This window comes from Streptomyces sp. EDA2-14 (genome assembly GCF_054963755.1).
This window is the reverse complement of sequence record NZ_JBUEGE010000005.1, coordinates 436,130-453,581: the sequence shown is the minus strand read 5'-3', so window position 1 is coordinate 453,581 and position 17,452 is coordinate 436,130. Positions and strand designations below refer to the sequence as shown.

Genomic DNA, 17,452 nt, shown 5'->3' with positions numbered 1-17,452 from the left:
ATGTCGGACGGCACTGTGTCCGCTGCCGCCCACCCGTCCACCGACGCCCGCCCCGCGGGGCACCGCCCGCCCGGCCGCGCCTTCCAGCTCGGCTACGGCCTCGGCGACCTGGCCTCCAACCTCACCTGGACCACCCTCACCGCGTTCCTGCTGTTCTTCTACACCGACGTCGCGGGCCTGGCCGCCGCCACCGCCGGCACGATCCTGCTCCTCGGCCGCGTCGTGGACGCCGTGGTCGACCCGGTCGTCGGGATCGTCGTCGACCGCACGCGCAGCCGCTTCGGCCGCGCCCGCCCCTATGTCCTCTTCGGGGCGCCGGTGCTCGCCGCGGCCTTCGTGCTCGCCTTCACCTCCGTCGGCCAGGGCACGGGCGCGGCCGTGTGGGCGGGTGTCACGTTCGTCGTGGTCGGCATCTGCCACTCCCTGGTGAACGTGCCCTACGGCGCCATGCTGCCGATGCTCACCTCCGACCAGGACATCCGCCTGAAGATGAGCGGCTACCGGTTCGTCGGCGCCTCGCTCGGCCTGATCACCGTCTCCCTCGCGGTCATGCCCCTGGTGATGTCGATCGGCGGCGGCGACCTCGGGCGCGGGTTCACCGGCATGGCGCTCGTCTTCGGCGTCGTCGGCACCCTGCTCTACTGGACCGTCGGCGCGCTGTGCAGGGAACGGATCGCCCCTGCCGCGGTGGCGCCTGCGACCGGAGTCGCCCTCAAGTCCCTGCTGCGCAACCGGCACTGGCTCGGCGTCTGTCTCGCCTCGCTGCTGGCCTTCGTCCGCCTCGGCGTGATCACCGCGGGCGCCGTCTACTACGCACGCGACGTGCTCCACGACTCCTGGGCCACCAGCTACATCCTCCTCGCCTTCTCCGCCTCCGCGCTGGCGGGCTCCCTGGCCACCCCGTGGACCCTGCGCCACCTCGGCAAGCGCCGCGGCATCATCGTCGGCCTGATCGCCACCGCGGTGCTCTACGGCGCGCTGTTCCCGCTGCGCCACAGCCCGATCGGCTTCCTTGCGCTGTTCCTCTTCGCCAATCTGCTCGGCGGCTTCGGGTTCGTCGCGGCGCCCGCCCTGGTCTCGGACACCATCGACCACCACGAAAGCGTCACCGGACGGCGCGACGAGGGACTGCTGTACGCCGGGTACAGCTTCGCCACCAAGGTCGGCACCGCGCTGGGCGGCTCCCTGTTCGCCTGGGCCCTTGCCCTCGGCGGCTACCACGCCGGACACGTGGACGCCTCGGCGTCCCGCGCGATCGAGATCGCCTTCGTCGGAGCGCCGTTGCTGCTCTGCGTGCTCCAGGCCGCGGCCATGACGCTGTACCGCCTCGACCACCCGGCCGCCTGAACTCCCTCCACCTGCACCGCACTACCCGGAAAGGACGGGCCGACGTGCTCGAACGCACCCTCATCCAGCAGCGCGGCTTCCGCAACGTCACCGACAACGGCAGCGTCACCGGCTTCCAGCTTCGCCTGCGCAACCCCAACTACCGCGGCATCGCCGGCAGTCTCGTCGACGGCGCCGACATCGTCGTCGACGGCGAGAAGTTCGCCCCGGAGCAGACGAGTTGGACGTTGCAGGGTCGCACCTACACCCTCGACGCCCTGCGCGCCTCCACCGACGTACGCTGGCCACTGGACGAGGACGCCGTCGTCACGGTCCCCAAGCCGGGCGGCCTGAGCGCCGGAACGCACCGCATCGAAGCCGCCGTTCACATCCGGCGCCCGTACATCCCCGAGATCGCGGGTCCTTCGGTGTTCCGCGCGGCGGCGACCTGCACCATCGTCCCCGACCGGTCGCCCGCTCACGGAATCGGGTTGGGTGTCTCCCTCTACAGCTACTCCGGCGACCTATACACCTCGATGGGCCTCGAGGACGCCATGGCCGACATCGCCGACCTCGGCGGCACGGGCATCGAGATCCTCGGCGAAGGCAACATCCCCGGCTACCCGCACCCCGAGCCGGCCTGGATCGACACCTGGCACACCCTCCTCGACCGATACGGCCTGACCGCCACCAACTACGGCTCCTGGGTGGACACCGCGATGTGGCGCGAGCGCGATCTGACCGTCACAGAGGGCCGTGCGCAACTGGAGACGGACCTGCGCCTGGCCAAGCAGCTCGGATTCACCTCCATCCGCCCGAAGTTCGGCGTCGTCTCCCCGGAGCTCGACCCGCACCCCATCTGGCGGCCCGCCGTCGAGCAGGTCCTCGATCTCGCCGCCGACCTCGACATCGTCATCTGCCCCGAGATCCACAGCCCCACCCCGATCAAGCACCCGGTGACCAGGGCGTACCTCGACTTCATCGAGGACACCGGCAGCGAGCACTTCAAGCTCCTCGTCGACACCGGCATCTTCCAGACGGCGCCGGTCGACGACGGCCACGAGGGCTTCGAGGGCAAGAAGCGCCCGCCGTTCCTGGAACCCCTGGCCGTCCCCATGGGCGACCTGATCGACGTACTGCCGCATGTCCACTTCATCCAGGCGAAGTTCTTCGAGATCGACGACCGGCTGAACGACCTGCACGTCCCCTGGTCCGACATCCTCGACGCCCTGCGCACGGCGGGCTGGAGCGGCTGGCTCTCCAGTGAGTACGAGGGGCGCCGGGAGCCGTACCGGGGGCGTGACCAGGTACGGCGTCAGCATGCGCTGCTGCGTTCGCTCCTGGCCGGGTGACCCGGGGAGCCGAGGCAGGCGCGGCCGCTCAAGCCGCGCTGCCTCCGGCGGCATCCCCTTCCGGCGCGGGCTTCCAGCGGCCGAACAGCCGGGCGCCGCCCCCGTCGTAGACGAAGCCCACGAGTATGCCGACGGCGAGGGAGGCCAGAAGAAGAACCATGTCGTTCCGCTCGATGGTGAAGAGCGAGTAGCAGCCGACGAACGTGCCGGGAACGAACGACGTCCACCGGAACCGGCCGAGCAGCACGATGCACGTGACGAAGACCCCGACCGTCAGCGCGTACGCGGAGTCGGCGCTGCCCAGTACCTCGGCGCCCCGGATCATCAGCCACGCGCACAGCGGACCGGCGTAGCTGCTCGTCAGGGTGAGGGCGGCGCCGGGCAGGAGCCGCTTGTCGCAGGCGAAGTAGGCGGTGCAGCCGGCGAATCCCGCCCGGGCCGACAGGTCGAGCACCCCGGCGAAGCCTCCCCACGGATCCGGTGCGTCGCTACGCCTGTTCGGCGTTTTTCGTCCCGTCGTACGCCTCGCGCGCCGCCACCACTTCGGACAGTCGCCGGTCCGTCCAGTCCGCGAGCGCGCGGACCTGGGCCGCGGCCTCGCGGCCGAGTGCGGTGAGCGAGTAGTCGACGCGGGGCGGGATCACGGGCTTGGCGTCGCGGTGGACGATGCCGTCGCGCTCCAGGGTCTGCAGTGTCTGCGCCAGCATCTTCTCGCTGACCCCGCCGATCTCCCGGCGCAGCTCGCTGAACCGGTACGACCGCTCCTCCAGCGCCAGGAGCGCGAGAACGCCCCAGCGGCTGGTCACGTGCTCCAGGACCAGGCGCTGCGGACACATGCCCTCGCTGGTCGACGTCCATTCCCTGACCCTGCTCACCTTCACACCAGTACCTTACTTCAAAGTGGGTACTTACGAATCCTTAGTGGTCGCTTTACGGTGGAGGCGAACCACCGATCAAGGAGATTTCAGACATGAGCTACGTCGTCACCGGCGCCACCGGGAAGCTCGGCCGTTTGGTCGTCACGGGACTGCTGGACGCGGGCGTTCCCGCCGCGGAGATCGCCGCCGTCGTGCGCGACAAGGACAAGGCCGCCGACCTCGCGGGCCGCGGCGTCGAGCTGCGCGTGGCCGACTACAGCGCCCCCGAGACGCTCGCGGGCGCCTTCCGCGCGGGCGACCGCGTCCTGCTGGTCTCCGGCAGCGAGGTCGGGCAGCGCGAGGCCCAGCACCGCGCCGTGATCGATGCCGCGAAGAACGCGGGCGTCGCCCTCCTCGCGTACACCGGTGTGCTCGGCGGCCCGGACGCCGACTTCGAGCTCGCCGCCGAGCACAAGCTCACCGAGCAGGCGATCCTCGACTCCGGTCTGCCGTACACGTTCCTGCGCAACGGCTGGTACAACGAGAACTTCACCGAGAACCTGGCCCCGGTCCTGGAGCACGGCGCCGTCGTGGCCAACGCGGGCGAGGGCCGGTACGCCTCCGCCGCCCGCGCCGACTTCGCCGCGGCCGCCGTCGCCGTACTGACCGGCGAGGGCCACGAGGGCAAGGCGTACGAGCTGAGCGGCGACGTCGCGTGGTCGCTCGCCGAGTACGCCGCCGAGGTCGCGCGGCAGTCCGGCAAGGAGATCGTCTACCGGCCCGTCACGCCCGAGCAGAACCGGGAGATCCTCCTCGGTGCGGGCCTCCCCGCCCCCTTCGCCGACATCCTCGTGGGCGTGGACACCGCGGTCGAGAAGGGGCTGCTCGCGCGGCGGAACGGCGACCTGGCGCGGCTCATCGGCCGCCCCACCACCCCGATCGCCGACTCGATCGCGGACGCGCTGCGGTAGCCGGGCCGCAGGCGGGCGAGGTGGGGGAGGGGGCGCGGAGCACCCCGAATAGACTCGTCCGCATGGTTCGAACGTCCCGTGGTGCGCAGAGCCCCGGGACGTCTCCGCGCGTGGCGGGTGCGACGGCGGCGGGTACGGCGGTGCGCGAGGTCGTGCCGCTCCCGGAGCAGGTGGCGGCCCCTTTCGCCATCGCCTCCGGGTTCCGGGTGCCCCGCGTTCCCACCGAGTGGGCGCCGCACTCGCACCCCTTCCACGAACTCGTCTGGGTGCGCGGCGGGACGCTGACGTCCCGTGTGCGGGACCGCGTCTTCACCGTCTCCGAGGGGCAGGGGCTGTGGATGCCCGCCGGCGTCGCCCACGGTGGCCGGTCGACGGCGGGCGCCCGGTTCCACGACGCCTTCTTCGCCCCGGACCGCACGCCGCCCGCGTTCGCCTTCGAGGAGCCGAAGGCGATGGCGATGACGCCGCTGCTCGAGTCGCTGCTGATCCATCTGTCCCGCACGGATCTCGACGAGGCGGCCAGGATCCGGGCCGAGTCGGTCGTCTTCGACGTACTGACCCCCTCCGAGCGGCAGTTCACGCTCCAGCTGCCCAACGATCCCCGGATCGACCCGATCGCCGAGGCGCTGCTGGACGATCCGGGCGACACCCGCTCCCTGGAGGAGTGGGCGGCGCGGCTCGGGATCAGCGATCGCACGGTCACCCGCGCGTTCCGCGGGGCGACGGGCCTCTCCTTCGCGCAGTGGCGGCAGATGCTGCGCGTGCACCGGGCGCTGACACTGCTCGCCGACGGCTTCGACGTACTGACGGTCTCCGAGGCGCTCGGCTATGCACAGCCCAGCTCCTTCATCGCCGCGTTCCGGCGGGTCATGGGCACCACGCCGGGCGCCTATTTCGACTCGGCCGACGACACCTCGGGCGATGTCCGGAATCCCGTATCGGGTGTCCCGAACACGTGATTGTCGACGCGGCGGGCGGAATATAACCTGCTCGGAGTTAGGTAACCCTTAGTTGTTGCTCGACGCGAACGGTGCTGCCCGTGCGCGGGAGAGTTCGCGGCCCGGTCGACGGCGACCGGACGGAGGGTGCCGCGGTCCACACCCCTCCGACCACCGGGACTGATCGATGTTCACGCGCTCCCCTCGCCCCACCGAGCGTTCGGTCGCCGACACGTCCGCGCCGCCGGCCGCCGCCCTCAACGGGCACGACCTGGTCCTGCGGTACGACGGCAAACCGGTCGTCCACGGCGTCTCGATCGACCTGGCACCCGGCCGCGCGACCGCCCTCGTGGGGCCCAACGGCAGCGGGAAGTCCACGCTGCTGCGGGCCCTGTCCCGGCTGCACCCGGTGGACGGCGGCCGGGTCACGCTCGGCGGCCCCGACGGCCCGGACGAGCGCGACGCGGCGCTGCTCAGCGCGCGTCAGTTCGCCCGAGAGGTCACCCTGTTCGCGCAGTCGAGGCCCGCGCCCCAAGGGCTGACGGTCGCGGAGGTCGTGGCCTTCGGGCGCCACCCCTACCGCCGGGGCTTCGCCGGGCCGACCGCCGAGGACCGGGCCGCCGTCGACCACGCCATGGGTGTCACCGGCGTACGGGACATGGCCGGCCGTCCGGTCGGGGAACTCTCCGGCGGCGAACTGCAGCGCGTCTGGCTCGCCGCCTGCCTCGCCCAGGACACCGGCGTCGTCCTGCTCGACGAACCCACCAACCACCTCGACCTGCGCTACCAGTTCGAGACGCTCGACCTGGTGCGCGACCTCGTCGAGCAGCACGGCATCGCGGTCGGGATCGTGCTCCACGACCTCGACCAGGCGTCGCGGGTCGCGGACACGCTCGTCCTGATGCGCTCCGGGCACGTCCACGCGTCCGGCGCACCCGCCGACGTCCTCACCGCCGAGAACATCGGCGAGGTCTACGACATCCGGGTCGAGGTCAGCACGGACGCCCGCACGGGCCGCCTGCGCATCGACCCGATCGGACGCCACTCCGCCTGAAGCGGCATACCGCCTTTCCTTCCTCTCTTCCCTCCTCACTTCCGCGTACCGCGGTCACATCTCAAGAAAGAGGCCCCTTCATGAACCGTGCCCGTCTCCTGGCGGCAGCAGCCTCCACCGGGCTCCTCCTCCTCGCCGCGACGGCCTGCGGCACGACCGGTGTCGACGAGGCCGGCAAGGCCGGAGCCGGCAGCGGTGCCAGTGCGTCGCCCGCGTCGAAGGACTGCGCCTCAGACACCACGACCACCTCGACGAAGCCGGTCTCCTTCAAGGACGGCGTCGGCCGCACCGTGAAGCTCGACAAGCCCGCCGAGCGGATCGCGGTCCTGGAGTGGCAGCAGGTCGAGGACGCGCTCACGCTGTGCGTCACCCCCACCGCCGTGTCCGACGCGAAGGGCTACAGCACGTGGGTCAGCGCCGAGAAGCTGCCCAAGGGGGTGACCGACATCGGCACCCGTGAGGAGCCCGACCTCGACACCCTCTACGCGGCGAAGCCCGACCTCGTCGTGGTGGAGGCGTTCGACGCCGACGACGAGACCGTCAAGAAGCTGGAGAAGCGGAAGGTCCCCGTGCTGGTGACGAAGGGGGCCGACCCGAAGGACCCGATCGGCAACATGCGCGACGTGTTCAGCATGATCGGCAAGGCGACGGGCCGCACCGAGCGCGCCGATCAGGTGCTGAAGGAGTTCGACGAGCACCTCGCCACGGCGAAGAAGAAGGTCACCGACGCCGATCTGCCCACGAAGGACTTCCTGTTCTTCGACGGATGGCTGGAGGGCGGCAACCTCACCGTCCGCCCCTACAGCGACGGCGCCCTGTTCACCGAGATAGGCAAGGAACTCGGCATGAAGCCGGCGTGGACCAAGGCCGTCAACAAGAACCACGGTGACGGCGGCGTCGACAAGTCCTACGGCCTGGCCCAGACCGACGTCGAGGGACTCACCGCCGTGGGCGACGCCAACCTCTTCTACGCCAACGACGAAGGAGCCGGCGGTTACGTCTCGGCCCTGAAGAAGAACCCGATCTGGAAGACCATCCCCGCCGTCAAGGAAGGCCGCGCGCACTCCTTCCCCGCGCGGGTCTGGGGCGCCGGCGGCCCGCGCTCCTGCGAGCAGGCGATCGACGCGTACGTCGACGTACTCGACAAGAAGTGAGCACACGACAGGACATGGGCGCCCCGACCGAAGCGAAGGCGTCACCAGAGGCGGGCGCGCCCCTCGTGCCGTCCCCCGGAGGGCAACCGCCGCCGCGCGTCGAGCGTGGTGACGGCCCGTCCGGCGTGGCGGTCCTCGTGACGCTCCTCGGCGCGACCGTCCTCGTCGGCATGTGGCATCTGACGCAGGGGACTTCGGGGGTCGGCGTCGGGGACCTGGTGCGGTATCTCGTCGGAGGCCGGGAGCACACCGGTGACGGCGGGGCGCCGGTCGGTGAGATCTTCACCGGTTCGCGCCTGCCGCGCCTGCTCGCGGGCGTGGCGGTCGGTGTCGCCCTCGGCGCCGCCGGCGCGCTGCTCCAGTCCGTCACGCGCAACGCCCTCGCCTCGCCCGACACCCTCGCGGTCACCGCCGGTGCCTACTTCACCCTCACCCTCGTCGCGGCCTTCGGCCTCGCCGTCCCGCTGTGGGCGTCCGGCGCCGTCGCGTTCGTCGGCGGGCTCGTCGCGGCGGGGCTCGTCCTGATGCTCGCGGGCCGCGCGGCGGGCACCTCCGGCACCCGCCTCATCCTCGCCGGATCGGCCACGGCGATGGCCCTGGACGCGGCGACCGGGGCGCTGCTCATCCTGTTCAACCAGAACACGACCGGCCTCTTCGCCTGGGGGAGCGGCTCGCTGGCGCAGCTGAACATCGACGCGGCGGTGCGCGCCTGGCCCCTCGTGGTCCTGGTGTTGTGCCTCGCCCTGGCGCTTTCCCGGCGCCTCGACGTGCTGAACCTCGGCGACGACACCGCGGCCACCCTCGGCGTCCCGGTCCGGAGCACCCGCGTCGCGGCCGTGCTCTGCGCGGTCCTGCTGACCAGCACCGCGGTGACGCTCGCGGGGCCGATCGGGTTCGTCGGCCTCGGCGCCCCCGTCCTGGTCCGCCTGCTCGCGGGGCGCGTCCGGGCGCTGCGCCGGCACCTCTACGCGGTGCCCGCCTCCGGGCTGCTCGGCGCGCTGCTCATCCTGCTCGCGGACGCCGTCCTGCGCGCCGTGCAGGGCGCGGACGGAGCCGCCGCCATCCCCACCGGCGTACCGACCGCGCTGCTCGGGGCCGTCGTGATCGTGGCCCTCGCGCTGCGCATGCGGGACACCGGTCGGACCGCGCGGCCACCGCACGCGCGGATCGCCGCACGGACGCGCCGCGCGTTCCTCCTCGTCGTGCTCGGCGCGGTGGCACTCCTGGCGGTGGCGGCCGTCGTGGCGGTCCTCGCGGGAAGCCTCTGGCTGCGTACGGGGGACATCGCGCTGTGGGTCCAGGGCCTGGCACCGGACCTGATCGGCCAGGCGCTCGACGACCGGGTGCCGCGCGTGACCGCAGCGGTGCTCGCGGGCGCGGCGCTCGGACTGGCCGGCTGCGTCGTGCAGGGCGCGGTACGCAACCCGTTGGCGGAGCCCGGCGTGCTCGGCATCACCGCGGGCGCCGGGCTCGGGGCGGCGAGTGTCGTCACGTCGGACCTGCCCGGCGGGCAGCCGGTGCTCATCGCGGTGGCGGTCGCGGCGGGGCTCGCCACGTTCGCTGTGGTCGCCCTGCTGTCCTGGCGCGGCGGTTTCCTGCCCGACCGGTTCGTCCTGATCGGCATCGGCTGCGGATACGGGCTGAGCGCGATCACCACGTTCCTCCTCCTGCGCGCCGACCCGTACAACACGCCCCGCATCTTCACCTGGCTCTCCGGTACGACGTACGGCCGCACGCTGCCCGACGTCGTACCCGTCGCCGTGGCCCTGGCGCTCGCGCTGCCCGTGCTGCTCGCCCTGCGCGAGCGGCTCGACCTGCTCGCCGTCGACGAGGACACCCCGCGCATCGTCGGCGTCAAGGTCGAACGCACCCGCTTCACCGCACTGGCGATCGCCGCGGTGCTGGCGGCGCTCAGCGTGGTCGCCGTCGGCGTCGTCGGCTTCGTGGGGCTCGTCGCCCCGCACCTCGCCCGCTCATTGGTGGGCGCCCGGCACGCCCGCGCGATCCCGGTCGCGATGCTGCTCGGCGCGGTGCTCGTCTGCGTGGCCGACGCCATCGGCCGCACGGTCGTCGCACCCGCCCAGATTCCGGCGGGCCTCATGATCGCGCTGGTCGGCGCCCCGTACTTCGTGTGGGTGCTCCGGAGGTCCCGCGCATGACGCCGCGCCACAGAACGTCCCCCGCGAAGGAAACACCCGTGCACCCTTTCGAGCCCGATACGTCACCAGCCTTGCTGAAGCGCCTCGCACACCTCGACGTGCCGGAGCGCTGGCACACGGTCGACCGCTCGCCCCACGGCCCGCACCTCGTGACCGTCCCCGGCGACGACGGCGCGGAGTGGGCCGCCGCCGCTCTCGTGTCGGCGCGCCCGGGCACCGCCTACCTCAAGATCGTCGACGCGGTCGGCGACGTACAGGCGGCCGTCGCGGCCGTCGTCGCCCACGCACGCGACCGGGGGCTTGCCCAGGTCAAGTGGGAAGGCTGGACGGCAAGCCCCGAGGATGCCGAGGCCGCCGGCTTCACCCCACTGCGCGCACCACTCACGCCGCCCGGGGAGGGAGAAGGGCCTGCCACCGGTTACGTACGCTGGCTGCACGACGGCGAGGTGGGCGAACCCCCGTACTACCGCCAGACCACACACTTCACGTGCGGCGCGGTCACCGCCCTGATGGCCCGGGCGCACGCGGGGACGGTGCCGCCGGAGACGGTCGACCGGCGGGCGGAACTGACGCTGTGGCGCGACGCGACCAACTTCCCCGCGTGCGAACCGGTCGGCCTGGGCGTCGCCGTGCGCCGGGCGTGGCCGTCGTCCCCGGTCACGATCCACCTCGACGTGGACGAGCCGGTCCTGCTCGACCACCTCCCGGACGACGACCAGGACTGGCGCGCCCTGCTCCAACGCGAGTCACGCGAACAGGCCGCACGGATCGGCGTCCCCGTCGACTCGCGCCACCTCTCCATGAACGCCATCCGCGACGCGCTCGCCCGACAGGAACACGTGCTGCTCCTGCTCTCGCTCGCCGCGATGCAGGGCTTCGACGTACCGCACTGGGTGCTCTGCCACGGCGCGGTCCCCGGCGCACTCGTGATCGACGACCCGTGGGCCAACGCGGCGACGGGCGACACCTGGGTCGACGCCCACCTGCTCCCCGTCACCGACATCTCACTCGACACGATGTCGACCATCTCGGCGACGCGCTTCCGGGGCGCCGTGACGATCGGCAAACCAGACGCCAACGTGAGCTGAAGGAAAGCGAGTTGGTGCGCGGGTCCGGGGAGGGGGAGCGGTGGTCTCCACCGTCTCGTCCGGTCGATGTCCACCCGGAGGTCCACCCATGGGTCCAGGTGGTTCGCGGGCTTCCGCAGCAGTCTTGGGGCATGACAACGACCGAGTGGATCACCGACATCGCTCTCATCCTCGTCGTCTTCCGGCAGCTGCGGGAAGGGCGGCTGGACTGGAAGTCCTTCCTCGTCCCGCTGGGGATCGTGGCCTTCGTGGCGCACCAGTACCTCGACTCCGTCCCGACCGGTGGCAACGACCTGGTGCTGATCGGCACCCTGGTGGCCGTCGGCGCCGCGCTCGGCATCGGGGGCGGCGTCTACACCCGGATCCGGGTGTCGGGGGAGCACCTTCTGATCAAGGCCGGTGCGGTCTCCGCGGTGCTGTGGGTGCTCGGCATGGGGGCACGCATGGGGTTCCAGCTGTGGACCGAGCACGGCGGTGGTGACGATGTCGCGCGCTTCAGCATCACCCACCACATCACCAGCGATCAGGCGTGGGTCGCCGCGTTCGTACTCATGGCACTCACCGAGGTCGTCACGCGACTGGCCACCATCTTCGTCCGCAGCCGTCTCGTGGACCGCGGGCGGCGCACGTCGGTGACGGGACCCGTGCCGAGCGTGGACCGTGCCGCCTGATGGTGGGTTATCGTCACGCCGTGGCAACACCTGAGAGCCGTCCGGACACCGGGCCCGCCCCGGAGTCCGGGCGACCGGCGCTCCCGCGCAGGGACCCCAGGATGCACGGAGCCGTCACGCTGGCGGTCATCGCCTGCGGCTTCGCGACCGTCCGGCCGCTGGGGTTCGGCGGGCGGGGCCTCGCGGTCGCCGCCCTCCTCGTGCTGTGTTCGCTCGCACTGCTGGCGCGGCAACTGCCCGAAGACAGGTTCTCGCAGCGCACCGTTCTCGTAGGACTGTCGCTGGGTGTCGTCGCGTCGGCCGCGCTCATCGGAGTCAGCCGAAGCGGTGCCTGCTATCTCTTCGCGTTCTTCCTCGTCGGCCACATCGGCTACCGCTTTCCTCCCAAGTGGTCGATTCCGCTGGCCGCGTCGAGCAGTCTCTTGTGCGGCGCCGTGCTGTACTTCGGCGTCGGCGCGCAGCAGGAGCTGCCGTGGGGCCTGGGACTCGCCACCGGGCTTCCCGTGGTGGCGGGCATGCTCAGCCGGAGCAAACAGCGGGCGCTGGAGGCCGTGATCGAGGCCGCCGAGTCCTCCGAGCGGGCGGCGCGTGCCGAGGCGCAGGCCGCCGTACTGACCGAGCGCGGCCGGATCGCCCGCGACGTGCACGACGTCCTCGCGCACTCGCTCGCCGGGATCAACATGCAGCTGGAGCTCGCCGACGCCCTCCTGGACACCGGCGACCTGGACAAGGTCCGCGAGGCGAACCACAAGGCGCACAGCATGGTCAAGGAGAGCCTCAAGCAGGCGCAGTGGACGGTGCGCGCGCTGCGCGAGGACGCCCTGCCGCTCGTCGAGACGCTGACCGCGATGCTGGAGTCGTCCGGTCACCGCGACGCGCTCACGGTCACCGGCACCGTCCGGCCGCTGTCGGCGCGCGGGACGCAGAACCTGCTGCGGATCGCCCAGGAGGCCCTGACCAACGCGGGCCGGCACGCTCCGGGCGGGACGGTCGCGGCGGCGCTCGCGTTCGGCGGGGCATCGACGACGCTGACGATCCGCAACGGGCCCGCGACCCGCGCGGTGACCGCCGGGCTCGGCAGCGGGATGGGACTCATCGGGATGCGCGAACGGGTCGCCCTGCTGGGTGGCACGCTTACGGCAGGGCCGGTCACCGAAGGACCGGACGCAGGTGGCTGGCAGGTGGAGGCGGAGATCCCCGATGAGTGAACAGGCCGACGGGACACAGCGGTTGAGAGTGGTCGTCGCCGACGACCAGGCCGCCGTCCGCGAACCCCTCGCGGCGGTGCTCGCCCTGTCCGAGGACATCGACGTGGTCACGGCCGCGGCCAACGGTACGGAGGTGCTGGCCGCCGTGGCGGCCGGACCGGTCGACGTGGTGCTGATGGACCTGCGGATGCCGGAGATGGACGGCACCGAGGCCACCCGCCGACTGAGCGCGGAACACCCCGGCGTGGCGGTGGTCGTGCTGACCACGTTCGCCGACGACGAGTCCATCCTGGCCGCACTGAGCGCGGGCGCCCGCGGCTACCTGACCAAGAACGCCGGACGGCAGGACATCCTGCGGGCGATCCGCGCGGCCGCCGCAGGCCAGTCCGTCCTCGACCGCGAGGTCCAGGACCGGCTCCTCGCCACGGTGCGCACCACCCCGCCGACGGCCGCCGCGCCGCAGTCGCTGCCCGCCGACCTCACGCCGCGCGAACGCGAAGTGCTCACGCTCATCGGCCAGGGCCTGCCCAACCGCGCCATCGCCGAAAAGCTCTTCATCAGCGAGGCCACGGTCAAGACACACATCAACAACCTGTTCGCCAAGGCCGACATCCGCGACCGTGCGGACGCGGTGCGCCGGGCTCTCGCGGCGGGCCTGGCCTGACCCGGCGGACCCTTACATGCACTTTACGTGCGTGATCCGTTACGTTCTGTCGCGATGGGGATCTCGTCCGTGCGTCGCGACCACCGCACCGGGTCATGGGCCGGTGCGGTTCTTGTGGTGCTGCTGGCGGCGCTGCTCCATGTCCTGTGCTGCGCCCACGGCCCCGCGCCGACGGGCTCCGTCGCCCGCGCCGACACCATCGCCGCCGTCTCCTTCGACCCGTGCGACCGGTCGGCCGCCCATCCGTCGCATCCCGCACACGACGGAGACGAGGAGTGCCGCGGCGCGGACGAGCCCGGCATGCAGGCGCCGCGCGGCGTTCACGTCGCGCCCGACGCAGTGCAGTTCACGGTGCCTCGCGCCGAGGCCGGCGTAGCGACGCGGCAGCGCAGGCTCCCTCCTGACGGGCCACCCAGTGCCCTTCCCGATGTGCGGGAACGCTCCCGGCTCGGTGTCTGGCGGACCTGACGGCGCACCGCGCAGTCACGTCCGAACAGCCGGTCCCGTACACCGAGCGGCCGACCGTCCAGGCATCCCCTGACGTCGGCCGTAGGAGAGCCACGCCATGAACCCGAGTCCGACCACCGCTCCTCGCACGCCCGCCCCGCCCGCCCAACTCCTCGCCGACGCCAAGCGCCCCCAACGCACCCCGGCCGGTCTGGTCGGCGACACCCCCGTGCTGTGGATCGGCGCCCCCTTCACTGCCGACGGCCGCGGCTTCTGGGCCAAGCTGGAAGGCCACAACCCCGGCGGCATCAAGGACCGCACCGCCCTCCACATGGTGCGCGCGGCCCGCGAGCGCGGCCGACTGGCCCCCGGCGCGCGGATCGTCGAATCCACCTCCGGCACCCTGGGGCTCGGCCTCGCGCTGACCGGAGCCACGTACGGACACCCGGTCACCGTGGTCACCGACCCCGGCATGGAACCGCTCATGACCGGGCTGCTCACCGCCTACGGCGCCGACGTCGACCTCGTCGTCACCCCGCACCCCGTCGGCGGCTGGCAGGAGGCCCGGCGGCTGCGCGTCGCGGAACTCCTCGCCGACCACCCCGACGCCTGGTGCCCCGACCAGTACAACAACCCCGACAACGTGGCCGCGTACGCCCCGCTCGCCCATGAACTCGTCGCCCAGCTCGGCCGGATCGACACTCTCGTCGTCTCCGTGGGCACCGGTGGCCACTCGGCGGGGATCGCCTCCGTGCTGCGCGGCTTCTTCCCGCACCTGCGCGTCGTCGGCGTCGACACCACCGGATCCACGATCTTCGGCCAGCCCGCGGCGCCGCGCCTCATGCGGGGCCTCGGCAGCAGCATCCATCCGCGCAACGTGGCCTACGACCTGTTCGACGAGGTGCACTGGGTCGCCGCGCCCGAAGCGGTGTGGGCGGCCCGCCACCTGGCCCGCCGCCACTACGCGACCGGTGGCTGGAGCGTAGGCGCCGTCGCCCTGGTGGCCCGCTGGCTGGCCCGCACGCTGCCCGCCGAGGAGCGCATCGTCGCCGTGTTCCCCGACGGGCCGCAACGCTACGTCGGCACCGTCTTCGACGACACGTACTGCCGTGAACACGGCCTGCTCGGCGGTGATCCGCCCGCCGACGATCCCGAGGAGATCGAGCGCCCCCGCGACCGTGTGGTCACCCGCTGGACGCGCTGCACGCACGTCACGGACCCGCTGGCCGAGGAAGCCGGGGTCGAGCGGTGATGATCGGCATCTGGCGTCAGACCCGCTCCTTCTCGTCCCCCGTACAGCTCTTGATGGTCAATCAGTTCGCCATCAACCTCGCCTTCTACATGCTGATGCCCTACCTGGCGGCGCACCTGTCCGGCGCGCTCGGCCTCGCGGCCTGGGCGGTCGGGCTCGTGCTCGGCGTACGCAACTTCTCCCAGCAGGGCATGTTCCTCATCGGCGGCACCCTCGCCGACCGCTTCGGCTACAAGGCGCCGATCATGGCGGGCTGCCTGCTGCGCACCGTCGGCTTCGGGCTGCTCGGCTGGGTGGACAACCTGCCGACGCTGATCGTCGCGTCCGCGGCCACCGGTTTCGCGGGCGCCCTGTTCAACCCGGCCGTCCGCGCCTACCTGGCCGCCGAGGCGGGGGAGCGACGCGTGGACGCCTTCGCCACCTTCAACGTCTACTACCAGGCGGGCATGCTGCTCGGCCCGCTCGTCGGACTCGCCCTGCTGGCAGCCGACTTCCGCCTCGTGTGCACCACGGCCGCCCTGGTCTTCGCGGCGCTCACCGTCATGCAGGCGCGGTCGCTGCCCGCGCGGCGCGGGGCGGGCGCGGAAGCGGGACGGGAGAGCGTGCTCGCGCAGTGGCGCACCGTCGTGGCCAACCGGCCCTTCCTACTCTTCTCCCTCGCGATGATCGGCTCGTACGTGCTGACCTTCCAGGTGTACCTGGCGCTGCCGCTCGCCGCGCGGAGCGCACTGGGGGACCGGGGGACGTGGGCCACGAGCGGACTGTTCGTGGTGTCCGCGGCGGTCGCCGTGACCGGTCAACTGCGCCTGACGGGTTGGGCGAAGCAACGCTGGGATCCGCCGCGGGCGCTGGTGCGCGGGCTGACCGCGATGGGGCTCGCGTTCCTGCCCCTCGCCCTGGCCCCGGCCGGTGCCGCGTGGGCGGTCGTCGGCGCGCTCGTCGTCGCCGTGACCCTGCTCGCCCTGGGCAGCGCCGTCGTCTACCCCTTCGAGATGGACACCGTCGTGGCGCTCTCCGGCAACCGCCTCGTGGCCACGCACTACGGCCTGTACAACACGGTCTCCGGCCTCGGCATCACCCTGGGCAACCTGGCCACGGGCGCCCTGTGGGACTTCGCCGTACGCCACGACGCCCTCTGGCTCACGTGGTGCGCACTCACTCTCACCGGTCTCGGCTGCGCCACGTCCGTCGCGGCCCTCGCCCGCGGCGGACGCCTCGGCGACCGTCGACCGGATCCGCGTGCCGAGCGGCAGTCAGGATGCGTTCAGGCATCCGGTGGCACGGTCGTCCGCCATGACCCATGAAACGTCCGAAACGTTCGAGACAACCGATCCCACTGAGGCGCCCGGGCTCGGGGACCCCGCCACTGCGGCGCGGCCCCGGCCGCGCTGGAACAAGGTGCCCGAGGTCACCGCCTACTTCTGGATCATCAAGGTGCTGTGCACCACGGTCGGTGAGACCGCGGCCGACCTGCTGAACGAGAAGGCGGGCCTCGGGCTGACGGGCGTGTCGCTGCTGATGAGCGCGCTGTTGGCCGTCGTGCTCGTGGTGCAGTTCCGTACGCGTGCCTACCAGGCCGGCGTGTACTGGCTCGCCGTGGCCCTGATCAGCGTCGTCGGCACCTTGATCAGCGACAACCTCACCGACAACATGGGGGTGCCGCTGGAGACGAGCACGGCGGTGTTCGCCCTCGCTCTTGCCGTCGTGTTCGTGGTCTGGTTCCGCAGGGAGCGGACGCTGTCCATTCACAGCATCGACACCACCGGCCGCGAGTCCTTCTACTGGCTCGCGGTGCTCTTCACGTTCGCCCTCGGCACCGCGGCCGGTGACCTGGTGTCGGAACGCATGGCTCTCGGCTACTGGCTGTCCGCCGTGCTGTTCGCCGCCGCCATTGGCGCGGTGGCCGTCGCGCACTTCGCGCTAGGCCTCGACGCGGTGTGGAGCTTCTGGATCGCGTACGTCCTCACCCGGCCTCTTGGTGCCTCCATCGGCGACTACCTCTCGCAGCCGACCGGGGACGGCGGCGTGGGCCTGGGCACGGTGGTGACCAGTGCGCTGTTCCTGGCCGTCATCCTCGGCCTGGTCCTGTACCTGGCGGTGACCCGCAGGGACGTCACCGATCCGGAGCGGGCCAGCGGGGCTCCGGCCTGATCCCGACGAAAGGGTTCGCGTTCAGGATGCGTTCAGGGTGTTGGTGCAAGCGTCGGAGCTGCCGGCCGCCGTGAGTGGCCGCGGCAACTCTCAGGGTGCTCGTCCGGTTCGGGGACGGGCACCCTGTCGTCCGACCTGAGTGGAGCAAGACACGTGCCGA

16 protein-coding genes and 1 pseudogene are annotated in these 17,452 nt (G+C 72.0%); 15 read left to right on the top strand and 2 right to left on the bottom strand.

Annotated elements, in window-relative coordinates:
• Positions 1 to 1,347, top strand: a complete 1,347-nt coding sequence (locus ACY34M_RS17580; RefSeq protein ID WP_462716810.1) for an MFS transporter — start codon at positions 1 to 3, stop codon at positions 1,345 to 1,347.
• A gap of 44 nt (positions 1,348 to 1,391) precedes the next feature.
• The gene (locus tag ACY34M_RS17575; protein WP_462716811.1) at positions 1,392 to 2,678 is read left to right on the top strand and encodes a C-glycoside deglycosidase beta subunit domain-containing protein; all 1,287 of its coding nucleotides are present in this window, start codon (positions 1,392 to 1,394) and stop codon (positions 2,676 to 2,678) included.
• Positions 2,679 to 2,706: 28 nt separating this feature from the next.
• Here ACY34M_RS17575 and ACY34M_RS17570 read toward each other — a convergent pair.
• Both ACY34M_RS17570 and ACY34M_RS17565 read right to left on the bottom strand, forming a co-directional pair.
• Positions 2,707 to 3,138 (bottom strand): annotated as a pseudogene (locus tag ACY34M_RS17570) (DUF1097 domain-containing protein); the annotation flags it as partial.
• 28 nt (positions 3,139 to 3,166) lie between these two features.
• The gene (locus ACY34M_RS17565) at positions 3,167 to 3,514 is read right to left on the bottom strand and encodes a winged helix-turn-helix transcriptional regulator (protein ID WP_462717197.1); all 348 of its coding nucleotides are present in this window, start codon (positions 3,512 to 3,514) and stop codon (positions 3,167 to 3,169) included.
• Between the two features lie 134 nt (positions 3,515 to 3,648).
• On the opposite strand from ACY34M_RS17565, the gene ACY34M_RS17560 reads away from it, so the two are divergent.
• The 13 genes from ACY34M_RS17560 to ACY34M_RS17500 all read left to right on the top strand — a co-directional run bounded on the left by ACY34M_RS17560 (position 3,649) and on the right by ACY34M_RS17500 (position 17,292).
• Entirely contained in the window at positions 3,649 to 4,506 is an 858-nt protein-coding gene (locus ACY34M_RS17560) for an SDR family oxidoreductase (RefSeq protein WP_462716812.1), read from the top strand.
• Between the two features lie 62 nt (positions 4,507 to 4,568).
• Entirely contained in the window at positions 4,569 to 5,465 is an 897-nt protein-coding gene (locus ACY34M_RS17555) for a helix-turn-helix domain-containing protein (protein ID WP_462716813.1), read from the top strand.
• A gap of 166 nt (positions 5,466 to 5,631) precedes the next feature.
• Positions 5,632 to 6,498, top strand: coding sequence for an ABC transporter ATP-binding protein (locus ACY34M_RS17550; RefSeq protein ID WP_462716814.1), 867 nt, complete (start codon positions 5,632 to 5,634; stop codon positions 6,496 to 6,498).
• Positions 6,499 to 6,578: 80 nt separating this feature from the next.
• The gene (locus ACY34M_RS17545) at positions 6,579 to 7,652 is read left to right on the top strand and encodes an iron-siderophore ABC transporter substrate-binding protein (protein WP_462716815.1); all 1,074 of its coding nucleotides are present in this window, start codon (positions 6,579 to 6,581) and stop codon (positions 7,650 to 7,652) included.
• A 14-nt stretch (positions 7,653 to 7,666) separates the two neighbouring features.
• Complete coding sequence (locus tag ACY34M_RS17540; RefSeq protein ID WP_462717198.1) at positions 7,667 to 9,811, top strand: iron ABC transporter permease; 2,145 nt, start codon at positions 7,667 to 7,669, stop codon at positions 9,809 to 9,811.
• Positions 9,808 to 10,899, top strand: coding sequence for a peptidase C39 family protein (locus ACY34M_RS17535; protein WP_462716816.1), 1,092 nt, complete (start codon positions 9,808 to 9,810; stop codon positions 10,897 to 10,899). Before ACY34M_RS17540 ends, ACY34M_RS17535 begins: the two co-directional genes overlap by 4 nt.
• A 131-nt stretch (positions 10,900 to 11,030) precedes the next feature.
• Positions 11,031 to 11,570 (top strand): hypothetical protein, encoded by a 540-nt coding sequence (locus tag ACY34M_RS17530; RefSeq protein ID WP_462716817.1) that lies wholly within the window; start codon positions 11,031 to 11,033, stop codon positions 11,568 to 11,570.
• 101 nt (positions 11,571 to 11,671) lie between these two features.
• Positions 11,672 to 12,778: a sensor histidine kinase gene (locus ACY34M_RS17525; protein WP_462716818.1), complete on the top strand. Its 1,107-nt coding sequence runs from the start codon at positions 11,672 to 11,674 to the stop codon at positions 12,776 to 12,778.
• Positions 12,771 to 13,442, top strand: coding sequence for a response regulator transcription factor (locus ACY34M_RS17520; protein ID WP_462716819.1), 672 nt, complete (start codon positions 12,771 to 12,773; stop codon positions 13,440 to 13,442). Before ACY34M_RS17525 ends, ACY34M_RS17520 begins: the two co-directional genes overlap by 8 nt.
• Positions 13,443 to 13,496: 54 nt before the next feature.
• The gene (locus ACY34M_RS17515) at positions 13,497 to 13,910 is read left to right on the top strand and encodes a hypothetical protein (RefSeq protein ID WP_462716820.1); all 414 of its coding nucleotides are present in this window, start codon (positions 13,497 to 13,499) and stop codon (positions 13,908 to 13,910) included.
• Positions 13,911 to 14,007: 97 nt separating this feature from the next.
• Entirely contained in the window at positions 14,008 to 15,141 is a 1,134-nt protein-coding gene (locus ACY34M_RS17510; RefSeq protein WP_462716821.1) for a PLP-dependent cysteine synthase family protein, read from the top strand.
• A complete protein-coding gene (locus tag ACY34M_RS17505; RefSeq protein WP_462716822.1) occupies positions 15,141 to 16,445 on the top strand; it encodes an MFS transporter in 1,305 nt (434 codons plus the stop codon). The genes ACY34M_RS17510 and ACY34M_RS17505 overlap by 1 nt, the downstream gene beginning before the upstream one ends.
• Entirely contained in the window at positions 16,435 to 17,292 is an 858-nt protein-coding gene (locus tag ACY34M_RS17500) for a COG4705 family protein (protein WP_462716823.1), read from the top strand. The genes ACY34M_RS17505 and ACY34M_RS17500 overlap by 11 nt, the downstream gene beginning before the upstream one ends.
• Positions 17,293 to 17,452 lie beyond the last annotated feature (160 nt).

Coding starts and splice junctions, on each gene's coding strand:
- ACY34M_RS17505 (WP_462716822.1), top strand. CDS start 15,141: ATGATCGGCATCTGGCGTCAGACCCGCTCCTTCTCGTCCCCCGTACAG.
- ACY34M_RS17520 (WP_462716819.1), top strand. CDS start 12,771: ATGAGTGAACAGGCCGACGGGACACAGCGGTTGAGAGTGGTCGTCGCC.
- ACY34M_RS17560 (WP_462716812.1), top strand. CDS start 3,649: ATGAGCTACGTCGTCACCGGCGCCACCGGGAAGCTCGGCCGTTTGGTC.
- ACY34M_RS17540 (WP_462717198.1), top strand. CDS start 7,667: ATGGGCGCCCCGACCGAAGCGAAGGCGTCACCAGAGGCGGGCGCGCCC.
- ACY34M_RS17545 (WP_462716815.1), top strand. CDS start 6,579: ATGAACCGTGCCCGTCTCCTGGCGGCAGCAGCCTCCACCGGGCTCCTC.
- ACY34M_RS17510 (WP_462716821.1), top strand. CDS start 14,008: ATGAACCCGAGTCCGACCACCGCTCCTCGCACGCCCGCCCCGCCCGCC.
- ACY34M_RS17580 (WP_462716810.1), top strand. CDS start 1: ATGTCGGACGGCACTGTGTCCGCTGCCGCCCACCCGTCCACCGACGCC.
- ACY34M_RS17550 (WP_462716814.1), top strand. CDS start 5,632: ATGTTCACGCGCTCCCCTCGCCCCACCGAGCGTTCGGTCGCCGACACG.
- ACY34M_RS17555 (WP_462716813.1), top strand. CDS start 4,569: ATGGTTCGAACGTCCCGTGGTGCGCAGAGCCCCGGGACGTCTCCGCGC.
- ACY34M_RS17515 (WP_462716820.1), top strand. CDS start 13,497: ATGGGGATCTCGTCCGTGCGTCGCGACCACCGCACCGGGTCATGGGCC.
- ACY34M_RS17535 (WP_462716816.1), top strand. CDS start 9,808: ATGACGCCGCGCCACAGAACGTCCCCCGCGAAGGAAACACCCGTGCAC.
- ACY34M_RS17525 (WP_462716818.1), top strand. CDS start 11,672: ATGCACGGAGCCGTCACGCTGGCGGTCATCGCCTGCGGCTTCGCGACC.
- ACY34M_RS17530 (WP_462716817.1), top strand. CDS start 11,031: ATGACAACGACCGAGTGGATCACCGACATCGCTCTCATCCTCGTCGTC.
- ACY34M_RS17565 (WP_462717197.1), bottom strand. CDS start 3,514: ATGTGTCCGCAGCGCCTGGTCCTGGAGCACGTGACCAGCCGCTGGGGC.
- ACY34M_RS17500 (WP_462716823.1), top strand. CDS start 16,435: ATGACCCATGAAACGTCCGAAACGTTCGAGACAACCGATCCCACTGAG.